This window comes from Burkholderia sp. PAMC 26561 (assembly GCF_001557535.2).
GTDB lineage: Bacteria > Pseudomonadota > Gammaproteobacteria > Burkholderiales > Burkholderiaceae > Caballeronia.
In genome coordinates, this window is record NZ_CP014306.1 from 2,107,074 (window position 1) to 2,120,361 (window position 13,288).

Consider the following 13,288-nt stretch of genomic DNA (forward strand, 5'->3'; position numbering starts at 1 on the left):
GACCATGCCCGAAACATTTCCCCGCGTTGAACCGCTCGACCGGTCGATGACAGCCGAGCTGCAACATGTCATCGATACAAAGACAAAACCGCCCGGCAGTCTCGGACGGCTGGAATTGCTCGGGCTTCAGATCGGGCTGATCCAGCGGACGGTGAGACCGCGTATCGAACGTCCGGCAATGATCGTTTTCGCGGGTGATCACGGCATTGCGGCCGAAGGCGTGAGTCCGTTTCCGCAAGAAGTGACCGTGCAGATGGTCGCGAATTTCATCGCGGGCGGTGCGGCGATCAACGCGTTGTCGAAGGCGTCGGGCATGACGCTCGAAGTCGTGGATGCGGGCGTGGCGAGAGCATCGCCTGCAGCGGAAGGTTTCGTCGATGCCGCCATCCGTCGCGGCGGCACGCGCAACTTCGCGCACGATCCGGCCATGACACGCGACGAAGCGTTGCAAGCCATCGCAAAGGGCGCAGAACGTGTGCGGCATCACGCGGCGCTCGGCACGAACGTGATCGGCTTCGGCGAGATGGGGATTGCGAATACATCGGCGGCGGCTTGTTTGATGAGCCGGCTGTGCGCGCTCGAGATCGACGCGTGCGTGGGACGAGGCACAGGTCTTGATGACGCCGGCCTCAACCGCAAGCGCGACGTGCTCGCTGCAGCGCTGAAAAAGCATGCAATTTCGCCAGACCCGGTCGATACACTCGCCACCTTTGGCGGCTTCGAAATCGCGATGATCGCCGGCGGTTTTCTTGCCGCGGCCGAAGCGCGGATGACGATACTCGTGGATGGTTTTATCGTCACGTCGGCGTTGCTGGTTGCGCACGCCATCAACCCCGCCGTACTCGATTACTGCGTGTTCGCGCACGCGTCGGATGAAACGGGGCATGCGCGAATGCTCGAATATTTCAATGCGAAACCATTGCTGCAACTCGGATTGAGGCTCGGTGAAGGCACGGGCGCTGCGCTCGCGTTGCCGTTGTTGCGTGCGGCCGTGGCGTTCATCAAAGAGATGGCGAGTTTCGAATCGGCGGGCGTATCGGATAAGGCCTCCTGATTACGCCATGAACCGGCTATCGCAGGAACTTCGATATTTCTTCACCGCGCTCGGGTACTTCACCCGCGTGCCGGTGCCGCGCTGGGTCGGCTTCGAGCCACATTACCTGAACGCGGCAGCGCGCTATTTTCCGTTGATCGGCGTGATGGTCGGCGGCGTCGGCGCAGTGGTTTATCTTGCGGCGTTGCAGGTTTTTCCGGCGGGCGTTGCGGTGTTGTTATCGATGGCCGCAACGCTGCTCCTGACCGGCGCGTTCCACGAAGACGGGCTGGCCGATTGCGCCGATGCCTTCGGCGGCGCCTACACCCGCGAGGACGCGCTGCGCATCATGCACGACTCGCGCATCGGCGCGTATGGCGCGATTGCGTTGATCGTGGTGCTGGCGTTGAAGTGGCAAACGCTGGCTTCCACGTTGCCGCTGCGCACTGCATGGATGATCGTCGGCGCGCATGCCGCGAGCCGCACGTTCGCGATCAGCTATCTCTGCACGCTCGAGTATGTGCGTGCCGAGGGCAAGGCGAAACCGGTCGCTCAGAAGATGGGTTCAGGCGCGTTCGCGTTGGCCGCAGTGATCGGCTTGCCGTGCTTGTTTTGGCCCGACTGGCGGCTTGGCTGCGTGCTGCTCGTGGCGCTTGTCGTGATGCGGTTTTTCATCGGGCGATACTTTGTCAAGCGCATCGGCGGATACACCGGCGACTGCCTCGGCTTCGCGCAGCAGCTTTTCGAAGTCGCAATCTACTTGATCGGACTCGCATGGATCTCGTCCTGATTCGCCATCCGGCTGTGGGTATCGACGCCGGGATTTGTTATGGCCGTACCGATGTTCCGCTTCTCGGCGACGCGGCGGAATCGGCGCGTTTATTGGACGCGCGTTTGAATGCGCTAAGGGTGCCGGCCATCAAAGGCACCTGGTACACGAGTCCGTTAAGCCGATGCCGTCTGCTGGCCGAATCATTAGGCCCGGTCCAAACCGATCCGCGCCTGCAGGAACTCGACTTCGGCGCCTGGGAAGGTGAGCGTTGGGACGGCCTTGATCGCGCGATGCTCGACGCATGGGCCGCAGATCTGGAGCATGCGCGCGAGCATGGCGGCGAGAGCGTTGCGCAGTTTGCCGGGCGTGTAGCCGGTTGGGCGGATTCGGCTTTGAGCGCTGATAACGAAGAACCAGTTCACGTTGTCACACACGCCGGCGTCATACGCGTTCTCACCGGCCATCTGCTCGGCATAAAACGCGCGAACGTCATTCAATGGCCGCTGGATTTCAGCGCGATCGTGTGGCTCAGACGCGTGCGCGGCGAGTGGCTGCTCGTGCGATGGAACGCGTGACCTTACTTCGGACGCCTGGCGCGGGCAGCGTCCAGGTCCTTACATAGCGCCTTGGCGCCAAGCGCGAGACGCGGTGTTGGCCGGTTGATCAGATCGCCGTCTATGCCGAAGAGATTGCCGCGCTCGACGGCTTTCATCGAAGGCCATTTGCGCCATGTTTCAAGCGATGGCAACGCGCGTTCCGATTTCGTCGCGCCGGGCGTTGCGGTGACGATGGCTTCAGGATCGGCAGCGAGGACGGCTTCGGTCGAGATCGTCGGAACAAGCGGTTTCAGGTCGGCAAATACGTTGCGGCCGCCGCATAGTTCGATCACTTCACTCACCGTGTTCGAGCCGTTGAGCGTCATCAGCGGATCGTCCCAGACCTGATAGAACACGCTCACGGGCGGCTGGTCTGCATAACGTGCCCGCAAACCATCGATGTCGTGACGGAACGCATTCGACGCTGTGTTCGCTTCATTCGATGTGCCGAGCAGGACGCCGAGTTTATCGATGGTCGCGGGGATGTCTTCGAGCTTGTGCGGCTCGCTGAAGAACATCGGCACATGCAGCTCGCGCAAACGGTCGAGCTGGCGCAGCGCATTGCCATGCCGCCAGACGACGATCAGATCGGGTTTCATTGCGACGATGCGTTCGAGATCGAGCGATTTGTTGTCGCCGACACGCGGTATCGATTTCGCTTGCGGCGGGTAATCGCTGTATTCCACTGCGCCCACGATCCGGTCGCCGCCGCCCGCTGCGTAGAGCAACTCGGTGACATGCGGCGCGAGGCTGACGATGCGCTGCGCCGGTGCGTTCAACGTGACGGCGGCGCCGGAGTCGTCGGTGACGGTGAGGGCGTGGGCTTGCGTGGTGACAAAAAAGAACAGCGCGACCAGGAGGCGGAAGGTCATGTCATTGGTTGCCGGCGGCTTGTTTAAACGCTTCTGAGAACCTCGACCATTCGCCTTCCGATCCCGTCAATCCAATCCGCAGACTCGGCGATTTGCCATGCTCGAACAGTCGCGTCCAGATCCCTTTTTGTGCCAGCGTGTGTTGCAACGCTGCCGCGTTCGAGGTTTCGAACCACGCAAAAAGGGGCGTCGAAAAAGCCTCGAAACCCCGGGCGCGAATCAATGCTGCGAGTCTCGCGCTATCGTGAGCGAGCACTTCGCGCGTCGCTGTTTGCCACGCGTGATCATTGAACGCGGCCGATACCGCATGCCGTGCCGGACCACTCACGGTCCACGCGCCGAGCGTTTCGTTCAACGCGTCGCGTAAAGGCTGAGACGCGAGCACGAACCCGGCGCGAACTCCCGCCAGGCCATAGAACTTGCCGACCGAACGCAGCACGACCAGCCCTTCGCGGTCACTTTCGGATGCCAATGAAGCGTCGTTGTATGCGTCGGCGAAGGCTTCATCGATGATCAGCGTACCGCCGCGTGCCGACAGTTGCTCGTGCCATCCGAGCAGGACGTCACGGCCTGATTGTTGTGTCGTCGGATTGTTGGGATTGGCAACGATCACATGATCGACGTCCTCCGGCAAAGTCGTGGACATCACATCCAGCGGCACGATCCGATGCCCGGCGCGTTCAAATGCCGGCGCATATTCGCCGTAAGTCAGCGCCGCAACCGCCGCGACGCCCGTTCGCAGCAATGAAGGCAATGCGCGAATTGCCGCCTGGCTTCCCGCAACGGGCAACGCGCCCGGCGCACCATAGTGTCTCGCCGCAAGCTCGGCGAAACCATCGGCGTCTTCGGGCAAGCGACGCCAGGCATCGACGGGAACAGGGGGAACCGGATAGGCCCGCGGATTGATCCCCGTCGACAAATCCAGCCAGTCCTCCAGCGCAATCCCATACCGCCGCGCGGCTTCGCGCAGATTGCCGCCGTGTCGTATCGGTTCAGCCATGAAACCCCGCGCCCATGAAAGCCAGCACCAGCAACAGCACGAGCCAAAGCACTGTAGTGCGTTCGACGAGCCGCAGCGCCGCGACCACGTGCTTGGGCGTCGCGGTCACGCCGAAGCCGAGCACGGGTCGCGTCTCGAGCGTGCCGTGATACATCGCGGCGCCGCCGAGCAGCACGTTCAGACTTCCCGCGCCCGATGCCATCACCGGCCCCGCGTTCGGGCTGTCCCACAACGGCGCCTGGGTTCGCCAGCAGCGCCAGGCCGTGCGGGTATCGCCGAGAAGGGCGTAGCTCGCCGCGGTGAGACGCGCGGGCACGTAGTTCAGGACATCGTCGAAACGGGCAGCCGCCCAGCCGAAGCGCAAATAACGCGGCGTCCTGTAACCCCACATCGCATCGAGCGTATTGGCCAGGCGAAACATCAGCGCGCCCGGGCCGCCCGCGACCACGAACCAGAAGAGCGCGCCGAAGATCGCATCGTTGCCGTTTTCCAGCGCGGATTCGACGGCGGCGCGAGAGAGCGCGGCTTCATCGGCGTTGGCGGTTTCACGCGAGACGATCCGCGCCGTCAGCGTGCGCGCCTCCGGCAGATCGCCGCGCCCGAGCGCGCGTGCGATCGGAACGATGTGGTCTCGCAGGCTCTTGGCGCCGAGCGCGAACCACAACAGCGCAATGTGCACGGCGCAAGCGGCGGCAAACGGAAGAACGCTCACAAGAATCCAGCCGATGAAAACCGGCGGCACAACCGCCAGCAGCCACGCGAGAATGCCCGCCGGCCGCGCGCGAAAACCCGTGTTCAACCGGGCTTCGATCCGCGTGGCAAGCCGGCCGAACGCCACCAGCGGATGGCGCGTTGCCGGTTCACCAAAGACGCGATCGACGACCACGCCCGCTATGGCGAGCATGGCCGTGACGTAAAACGAGAGCAGCAACATGGTCAGCCTTTGAGGACGAGTGGCAGGCCTGCCACCATCATGGTCACGTGCATGCTCGCGGCGGCGACGCGCTGATTCAGGCGGCCGAGTTCATCAACGTAAAGGCGCGTGACCGACCCCATCGGCACCACGCCCAGTCCTATTTCGTTGCTCACCACAATGACCTTTGCTTTTACCTGCGACAGGGCCGCGTCAAAGGCGCTGAACGCTTCCAGAGGAGGACCGTCGGGCGTGGTTCCATCGGCGGGAAAAAGCAGGTTCGCAAGCCACAGCGTCAGGCAGTCGATCAGCACGACATGTCCCTCGCGATCCAGCTCGCGCAGCACGCCGCCGAGATCGAGCGGTGCTTCGACCAGCGCCCAATGCGCCGGCCGCCGCTCGCGATGCAACGCCACGCGCGCCGCGAATTCGCTGTCACCGACGCGCGCCGTCGCCACATAAGTGACGGGCAATTCGCTGTCGGCGGCCATGCGTTCGGCAAACGCGCTCTTGCCCGAGCGCGCGCCGCCGAGAATGAAGGTAAGGTCGGGGGAAGTCATCGCAATATTGTACCGGTGGGCGCTAACATGACGTCTTTCGTGAAACCGGGCACCCCTATGCAATTCGCACCGCGCGGCACGCTGATGATTCAGGGCACGACCTCCGATGCCGGCAAGAGCACGCTGGTCGCAGGCTTATGCCGATTGGCCCGGCGCGGCGGGATGAAAGTCGCGCCGTTCAAGCCGCAGAACATGGCGCTGAACAGCGCGGTCACGGTGGACGGCGGCGAGATTGGCCGTGCTCAGGCGCTGCAGGCGATCGCGGCGGGCGTGGATGCCGAGATCGACTTCAATCCCGTGCTGCTCAAGCCGACCAGCGACCGCGGTGCGCAAGTGATCATCCACGGCCACGCGCACGCCAATCTCGATGCCCGTGCATACCACGAGTACAAGACCATCGCCTTCGATGCCGTGCTCGCGTCCTACGCCCGCCTGCAGCAGCGATTCGACACGATCATCGTGGAAGGGGCGGGAAGTCCGGCCGAGGTGAACCTGCGCGACCGGGACATTGCCAACATGGGTTTTGCGGAGCGGGTGGATTGCCCCGTCGTGCTGGTGGCGGATATCGACCGCGGCGGGGTGTTCGCGCATTTGCTCGGGACGCTTGCGTGTTTATCGGAGACGGAAAGGGCGCGGGTTCACGGCTTCGTGATCAACCGTTTTCGCGGTGATATCGGCCTTCTGCAACCCGGTCTCGACTGGCTGGAAGCGCAAACCGGCAAGCCGGTGCTTGGCGTGGTGCCTTATCTGCATGGCCTGACGCTCGATGCCGAGGACATGCTGCCGAGCCAGCTCCATACGCGCGGCGACGGCGCCGAGGTGCTGAAAGTGATCGTCCCGGCGTTGCCGCGCATCAGCAATCACACCGATTTCGATGCGCTGCGCGCACATTCCCAGGTGGATTTTTCATACGTACGAGCCGGAAGCGCGCCGCCGCCGGCCGATCTGATCGTGTTGCCGGGATCGAAAAGCGTGCAGCGCGACCTTGCGTGGCTGCGTGAAAACGGCTGGGATCGCGCGATTGAACGGCATCTTCGATACGGCGGCAAGGTCCTCGGAATTTGCGGCGGCATGCAGATGCTCGGGCGAACGGTCGATGACCCCGAAGGCTTCGAAGGCCCCGCCGGCTGCGTGAACGGCCTGGGCTTGCTCGAACTCGAAACCACGCTGACCGCCGACAAACTGCTCGACAACGTGGATGGCCGGCTGACCATCGGCGATGCTTCAGCGCCGGTTCGCGGCTACGAAATCCACATGGGCCGCACGACGGGCGCGGCGCTCGCCCGGCCGGCCGTCATGCTCGACGGCGAGCGCCCGGACGGCGCGATTTCCACCGATAACCAGATCGCCGCAACCTACTTGCACGGCCTCTTCGATACCCCCGAGGCCTGCGCGGCGCTGCTCGAATGGGCGGGTTTGCGCGATGCGCAGGCGCTCGACTACCCCGCGTTGCGTGAGGCTTCGCTGGATCGTCTTGCCGATACGCTCGGCGAATCGCTGGATTTGAACGCGCTTGGCGGCTTGTTCGCCTGAAAACTGCCGCAGCTTCAATACAGGATCATCTGCGTGCATCGAAACAACGCGATGGTCTTCCCTTCGCCGTTCGTCACGATCGCGTCCCAGACCTGCGTGCTGCGCCCGAGGTGCACGGCCGTCGCCCTGGCGGTGATCACGCCGTCGCGCGCGGTCCCCACGTGATTGCTCTTCAATTCGATGGTCGTGAAATTCTTCGCGCCCTCGGGCAAATGCGCGATGCACGCGTAGCCGCAACAGGTATCCGCCAGCCCGACGACGGTCGCCGCGTGAAGGAACCCGTTCGGCGCGAGCACTGCGGGCCGGACGGCGAGCTTGCCGGTCAGTGCGCCGCTTTCCACCGACACCACTTCCACGCCCAGCAAATCGGGCAGCGTGCCGCGCTGGCGTTCGCGCAGGTGTTCGATGGTGACATCGGGACGAAGTACGGCCATATGGGGGAGTCCTTGGCTGAAAAGGTGGCTGATTGATGGGTGCGTGGATTGAAACAAGCAAATCCGATAGTATCAACGGCTCGAACTTTTCACTTATTACAGCGCTTACAGTACGACAGCGTCTCCAGGCGTCCATTTTGGAACCCGTCGTGCCGGCAAAACACGTGGAATGGATCTATGACGGTGATCGTGGTGGCAAATCCTAAGGGTGGCGTGGGCAAAAGCACGCTTTCGACGAATCTGGCCGGGTATTTCGCCGCGAACGGCGAATGGGTCGCGCTGGCGGATCTCGACAAGCAGCAGTCCGCGCACGGCTGGCTGGGGCTGCGGCCCGAGACGCTGCCGAAGATCGAAGAATGGACCACCAACGTGGACGCACCGACCAAACCGCCAAAAGGTCTGGAAAAAGCGGTCATCGATACCCCCGCCGGGATTCACGGCACGCGTCTCGCGCTGGCGCTGGAGCTGGCGGACAAGGTGATCGTGCCGCTGCAGCCATCCATGTTCGATATCCTCGCCACGCAGGAATTTCTCGAACGCCTGCAGAAGGAAAAGGCGATTCGCAAAGGAAGTATCGAGGTGGGCGTGGTCGGAATGCGCGTCGATGCCCGCACGAAATCCGCGGATCAACTGCACCGGTTCGTGGAGGGGCTCGATCTGCCGGTGCTCGGATATCTGCGCGACACGCAAAACTACGTGCAGGCCGCCGCGCACGGCCTGACCATCTGGGATGTGGCGCGAAGCCGGGTGGAGAAGGATCTCGAGCAGTGGCAGCCGATTATCGAGTGGGTATCGAAGAAGTAGGGATCACCATGAAAAACGCCGGTGGCTTTTCAAGGCCACCGGCGTTTTCTACGTCCAGCTTTGCGTCGGAACGTGATCGCGGTTTCCCTTGATCCGGTTCTTTTCATCGACGAAAACCAGGTCCGGCTTCCAGCCCGCTTTCAGTTCGGCTTCCTCGACCAGCGCGAACGCCGCGATGATCACGAGGTCGCCCAATTGCGCGCGCCGCGCCGCCGAACCATTCAGCGAAATCATGCCGCTGCCGCGCTCGCCCTTGATGGCGTAAGTGGTCAGCCGTTCCCCGTTGTTCACGTTCCAGATATCGATCTGCTCGTTCTCGAGCAGATTTGCCGCTTCCAGAAGGTTTTCGTCGATTGCGCACGAGCCTTCGTAATGCAATTCGCAATGCGTCACCGTTGCGCGGTGGATCTTCGATTTCAACAGCGTTCGCTGCATGCGATCCTCGTTCAGACTTCCAGATTGTCGATCAGCCGCGTCGTGCCGAGCTTCGCTGCAGCCAGTACCACGAGCGGCGCGGCGGTGTCGCCGGAACCGGGCGGCAGCAGGTCGACGCGCTTTCTCACCGCGATGTAGTCCGGCTGCCAGCCGCGCTGAGCAAGCGATTCCACGGCTTCTTTTTCTATCGATGCAAAGTCGCGGTTGCCCGAAAGCACGGCGTCGCGCACGCGATTCAGGGCTTGCGCCAGCACCGGCGCTTCGGCGCGCTCGGCTGCTGCCAGAAAGCGATTGCGAGAACTGAGCGCAAGACCGTCGGCGTCGCGCACGGTTTCGGCGGCGACAATTTCGGTCGGCAGCGCGAATTGATGGCACATCTGCCGCACGATCATCAACTGCTGGTAATCCTTCTTGCCGAACACGGCCACGCGCGGCTGCACGCACGACATCAGCTTCATCACGACCGTGCACACGCCCTGGAAGAACCCGGGACGGAACTCGCCCTCGAGGATGTCGCCCAGATTGGTCGGCGGATGCACGCGATATTGCTGCGGCTCCGGGTACAAATCCGCTTCGGTCGGCGCGAACAGCACATACACATTCTCGGACTGGAGCTTCTCTATATCGTCCTGCAGCGTGCGCGGATATTTCTCGAAATCTTCGTTCGGCCCGAACTGCAGCCGGTTCACGAAGATACTGGCGACGACCGGATCGCCGTGCTGGCGCGCGAGGCGCATCAGCGAAAGATGGCCTTCGTGCAGATTGCCCATGGTCGGGACGAAGGCGGTTCGGTTCTGGCCGCGCAACTGATCGCGCAGTTCATGGATCGAGCTGATGACTTTCATCTAGCGGGTGACTCCTTGCGGGCTGCGCAAAAAAATAGGCGGCGCCGAGGGGGAAAAGGAAGGGTTGTGCAAGATCGCGACAAATAGACGGCATTCACGCTCAAGCCGGTGAATACGCGAGTCTCACGTAGATGGGCGCATACGGTTCGGCCTGGGTAATCTCGATCAGCGATTCGCGCGACAACTCCAGCATGGCGATGAAGTTCACGATCACGACGGGTATGCCGCGCGTGGGATCGAAGAGATCGCCGAATTCCATGAAACGGGCGTTTTGCAGACGCCGCAGGATCACGCTCATGTGTTCTCGCACCGACAACTCTTCGCGCGAGATCTTGTGGTGCTCGACCAACCTTGCGCGTTTGATGACGTCGGCCCAGGCTGCGCGCAGGTCGTTGACATCGACGTCGGGAAAGCGCTGCGCCGAGTTTTGCTCAACGTAGACTTCGGCGCGCAGGAAGTCCCGGCCAAGCTGCGGGATGTGATCGAGGCGCTGCGCTGCAAGCTTCATCTGCTCGTATTCGAGCAGGCGCCGCACGAGTTCGGCGCGCGGATCTTCGGCTTCTTCGCCGGTATCCGCCTTTTTCACCGGCAGCAGCATGCGCGACTTGATCTCGATCAGCATGGCCGCCATCAGCAGATATTCCGCCGCGAGCTCCAGGTTCGATTCGCGGATCTGGTCGACATAACCAAGATACTGGCGCGTCACGTCCGCCATCGGGATGTCGAGGACGTTGAAGTTCTGCTTGCGGATCAGGTACAGCAACAAGTCGAGCGGACCTTCGAACGCCTCGAGAAATATCTCGAGCGCGTCCGGCGGGATATACAGATCCGTTGGCAGCTTCCAGAGCGGCTCGCCGTACAAGTGCGCGAACGCTACGCCGTCGATGGTATTTGGCGTGGAATCGGTCGCGGGCGCGGCGAGCGCGGCGGCGCGGTCGTCCTTGGCCGTTCCCGAATGATCCGCAGCGTGCTGCGCGTCGCGCGCGGAACTCACGTTCAGAAGTTCTGGTAATAGACGTAGGACGTTTGCTCGACGCGCGATGTCTTGAGCTTCGCGCGTTCGTCGAGGTCGACCGGCTGCTTGTCCCACAGGAGCGCGCGGCCCTTGCGCTGTTCGTCTTCCAGCGACGGCTTTTGCTCTTTCAGCTTGTTGATGAATTGGGTGATGTCCGACTGGTACATGATTCGACTTCCGTTGGATCAGAGCGATTCAGAAACGGGCGCGGCGCTGCGAAAAGCGAAAAATTTGAAACGCCGCCGGGAACAAGCGCAATTTTACCGCAAGCGTCAGGGCACGGCGCGGAAACCGGGGGAAACAGCGTGCGTTGGTCATTCGGTCTATAGAAATGGCCGGGATCATGAGCTTGCGAGGGTTTATTGGAAACGCTGTCATTAATTGCAAAACTGCGGAACAAGCACGCTCACGCGCCGTCCAAGCCGCACTTTCTGTATTTTCAGGCTGCGCCAGACGCTTGTTCTGCGCGCCTGAGCGGCGGGTGGCGCCAAGAAATTCGAACCCGCCCGAACGGCCGTTTTTAGGACAGCCGGCGCTGCCGATGTGGTGAAATAGCGCCTGCCGGATCGACCTCTCGTCCGGCCCGAGCTTGTTCATTGTCTTTATTCAACCTGGAGGTCACGTTTGGCGGGGCGCCTGTTTGATCCGCTGCGCTTCAAGCGCGGGCAAGCCGAGCATCAGCGGCTGGAAACGCCGCTGGTTGCATCGTCGAAAGCGCCTTTTCGTGCGTCCTCAATCGTGCGGCGCGCCGTCTGGTCGCTCCACGCGCTGGCGCTTTGCGCCTTCGCCGTGCCCGCGCACGCCAAATATGACGTGGATATCGATGCGCCGCGCAGTATCCGGTCGCTCCTGAAAGACCATCTGGATTTGTCGCGATTCAAGAAGCGCGATGACATCAGCGACGAACAATTCGACTTCCTGGTCACGGCCACGCCGCAGGAAGTGCGCGATCTCGTCGCCACCGACGGCTATTTCACGCCCGTCGTGCGCACCGACGTCAAACATGAAGGCGACAAACGCTCGGTGACCATTTCGGTCGATCCCGGTCCGCAAACCAAGGTCGCATCCGTTTCGCTCACCTTCAAGGGCGCGATCACGGAGGAAGACCGCGCGCAGGAGAACACCGCGCGTTTCGCTTTTTCCGTCCATGAGGGCGATCCGTTCTCGCAAGGCGCGTGGGACGACGCAAAGAATGCGTCGCTGAAAGCGCTCCAGTCGCGGCGTTATCTGGGTGCGAAAATTTCGCAATCGAAGGCGAGGGTGAATCCGCGCACGCATATCGTGGATTTGTCCGTCACGTTCGATAGCGGCCCGACCTTCACGTTCGGCAAGCTCGACGTTTCAGGCGTGCGGCGTTATCCCGAGCAGATCATCCACAACGTCAACCCGATCCACGAAGGCGATATCTACGACGTCGCCCGCGTGAACGAATTGCAGCGCCAGTTACAGAACACGCCGTATTACGCCTCGGTTGCCGTCGACGCCGATAACGACGTGACCAAGCCCGTCGAAACGCCGATGCACCTGAAGGTCAGCGAGTACCCGTACAACAGCGTGCGCTACGGCGTGGGTTACGCGACCGATACCGGGCCGCACATCCAGGGCGCCTACAGCTATCTGGATACCTTTGGAAAGGCTTATCCGTTCACGGTGTCGGGTCGTATCGACCAGACGCAGCAATACGGACAGGTCCAGCTCGCCATGCCGCCGGGCAGCCGGGCGTGGGTCAATAGCGTGCTGGCGTCGTACACGAACACCAATGTGTCCGATACGCGCATCTACAGCGCGCGTGCCGGCGTGCAGCGCTCGCGCTCGCTGCAGAACATCGACACCACCTATTCGCTGCTTTTCTATGCCGATCGGCTGACGCAGAACGTCGGACCGCCTACAACAAGTCGCGCGCTGGTACCTTCGTGGCAATGGGTGCGCCGTAACGTGGACGATCCGCTGTTTCCCCGCTCGGGCAACCTGATTCGTGCCGAGGCCGACTTCGCTGTCAAAGGCCTTCTCACCGACCAGACTTTCGGCCGCGTGTACACGAACCTGCTGCAGTACCTGCCGCTCGGCAAGAACGACTTGTTCGTATTCCGCGCTGAATTCGGCGGGGTGTTCACCGCGGGCGGCTCGAGCGGAGTTCCGGCGTCGCTGCTGTTTCGTGCGGGTGGTGCGAATTCGGTACGAGGTTACGGCTATCAAAGCATTGGTCATGACGTCGACGGCTCGGTGCTCCCGGTCAAGTACCTGATGACGGGAAGCGCGGAGTATCAGCACTGGTTTTCACATGACTGGGGCGGCGCGACGTTTTTCGATATAGGCGCGGCCGCCGACACCTGGAGCGAGCGCGTGTTCGAACCGGGCGCGGGCGTGGGCGTGCGCTGGCGCAGCCCGGTCGGCCCCGTGAACGTGGACATTGCGTATGGTTTCAAGAACCGGGATATCCGTCCGTACCTGACGCTCGGGATCGCCTTTTGATGAG

At 62.3% G+C, this 13,288-nt stretch carries 16 protein-coding genes; 6 read left to right on the plus strand and 10 right to left on the minus strand.

Annotated elements, in window-relative coordinates:
* The first annotated feature begins 4 nt into the window (after positions 1-4).
* From cobT to cobC, 3 genes are read left to right on the plus strand one after another with little or no spacing between them, the layout of a single operon-like run.
* Complete coding sequence (gene cobT / locus AXG89_RS09780) at positions 5-1,054, plus strand: nicotinate-nucleotide--dimethylbenzimidazole phosphoribosyltransferase (RefSeq protein WP_236873322.1); 1,050 nt, start codon at positions 5-7, stop codon at positions 1,052-1,054.
* A gap of 7 nt (positions 1,055-1,061) precedes the next feature.
* Positions 1,062-1,823, plus strand: coding sequence for an adenosylcobinamide-GDP ribazoletransferase (locus tag AXG89_RS09785; protein ID WP_062169470.1), 762 nt, complete (start codon positions 1,062-1,064; stop codon positions 1,821-1,823).
* Entirely contained in the window at positions 1,808-2,380 is a 573-nt protein-coding gene (gene cobC / locus AXG89_RS09790; RefSeq protein ID WP_062169472.1) for an alpha-ribazole phosphatase, read from the plus strand. The genes AXG89_RS09785 and cobC overlap by 16 nt, the downstream gene beginning before the upstream one ends.
* Positions 2,381-2,382: 2 nt before the next feature.
* On the opposite strand, the gene AXG89_RS09795 is transcribed toward cobC, so the two are convergent.
* The 4 genes from AXG89_RS09795 to cobU are packed head-to-tail and all read right to left on the minus strand — an operon-like array spanning position 2,383 to position 5,746.
* A complete protein-coding gene (locus AXG89_RS09795) occupies positions 2,383-3,273 on the minus strand; it encodes a cobalamin-binding protein (protein ID WP_062169474.1) in 891 nt (296 codons plus the stop codon).
* A gap of 1 nt (position 3,274) precedes the next feature.
* On the minus strand, positions 3,275-4,273 hold the full coding sequence (gene cobD, locus AXG89_RS09800; protein ID WP_062169476.1) for a threonine-phosphate decarboxylase CobD: 999 nt from the start codon (positions 4,271-4,273) through the stop codon (positions 3,275-3,277).
* Entirely contained in the window at positions 4,266-5,207 is a 942-nt protein-coding gene (cbiB, locus tag AXG89_RS09805; RefSeq protein ID WP_086386623.1) for an adenosylcobinamide-phosphate synthase CbiB, read from the minus strand. Before cbiB ends, cobD begins: the two co-directional genes overlap by 8 nt.
* 2 nt (positions 5,208-5,209) lie before the next feature.
* A complete protein-coding gene (gene cobU / locus AXG89_RS09810) occupies positions 5,210-5,746 on the minus strand; it encodes a bifunctional adenosylcobinamide kinase/adenosylcobinamide-phosphate guanylyltransferase (protein WP_062169478.1) in 537 nt (178 codons plus the stop codon).
* Here cobU and AXG89_RS09815 point away from each other — a divergent pair.
* A complete protein-coding gene (locus AXG89_RS09815) occupies positions 5,645-7,279 on the plus strand; it encodes a cobyric acid synthase (protein WP_373408609.1) in 1,635 nt (544 codons plus the stop codon). The genes cobU and AXG89_RS09815 overlap by 102 nt on opposite strands.
* Before the next feature lie 14 nt (positions 7,280-7,293).
* Here AXG89_RS09815 and AXG89_RS09820 read toward each other — a convergent pair whose 3' ends face one another.
* The gene (locus AXG89_RS09820; RefSeq protein ID WP_062169480.1) at positions 7,294-7,713 is read right to left on the minus strand and encodes a PaaI family thioesterase; all 420 of its coding nucleotides are present in this window, start codon (positions 7,711-7,713) and stop codon (positions 7,294-7,296) included.
* 177 nt (positions 7,714-7,890) lie between these two features.
* Here AXG89_RS09820 and AXG89_RS09825 point away from each other — a divergent pair, with 177 nt between their 5' ends.
* Entirely contained in the window at positions 7,891-8,517 is a 627-nt protein-coding gene (locus AXG89_RS09825; RefSeq protein WP_062169482.1) for a ParA family protein, read from the plus strand.
* 48 nt (positions 8,518-8,565) lie between these two features.
* On the opposite strand, the gene panD is transcribed toward AXG89_RS09825, so the two are convergent.
* The 5 genes from panD to AXG89_RS09850 form a co-directional block, all read right to left on the minus strand.
* A complete protein-coding gene (gene panD / locus AXG89_RS09830) occupies positions 8,566-8,952 on the minus strand; it encodes an aspartate 1-decarboxylase (RefSeq protein ID WP_062169484.1) in 387 nt (128 codons plus the stop codon).
* A gap of 11 nt (positions 8,953-8,963) precedes the next feature.
* Positions 8,964-9,797 (minus strand): pantoate--beta-alanine ligase, encoded by an 834-nt coding sequence (gene panC, locus AXG89_RS09835; protein ID WP_062169486.1) that lies wholly within the window; start codon positions 9,795-9,797, stop codon positions 8,964-8,966.
* 100 nt (positions 9,798-9,897) lie between these two features.
* Complete coding sequence (locus AXG89_RS09840; RefSeq protein ID WP_082771459.1) at positions 9,898-10,683, minus strand: segregation and condensation protein A; 786 nt, start codon at positions 10,681-10,683, stop codon at positions 9,898-9,900.
* A gap of 110 nt (positions 10,684-10,793) precedes the next feature.
* A complete protein-coding gene (locus tag AXG89_RS09845; protein WP_172811963.1) occupies positions 10,794-10,982 on the minus strand; it encodes a DUF3460 family protein in 189 nt (62 codons plus the stop codon).
* Positions 10,983-11,007: 25 nt separating this feature from the next.
* On the minus strand, positions 11,008-11,409 hold the full coding sequence (locus AXG89_RS09850) for a hypothetical protein (RefSeq protein ID WP_062169490.1): 402 nt from the start codon (positions 11,407-11,409) through the stop codon (positions 11,008-11,010).
* 27 nt (positions 11,410-11,436) lie between these two features.
* On the opposite strand from AXG89_RS09850, the gene AXG89_RS09855 reads away from it, so the two are divergent.
* On the plus strand, positions 11,437-13,284 hold the full coding sequence (locus tag AXG89_RS09855; RefSeq protein ID WP_082771383.1) for an autotransporter assembly complex protein TamA: 1,848 nt from the start codon (positions 11,437-11,439) through the stop codon (positions 13,282-13,284).
* Positions 13,285-13,288: the final 4 nt, after the last annotated feature.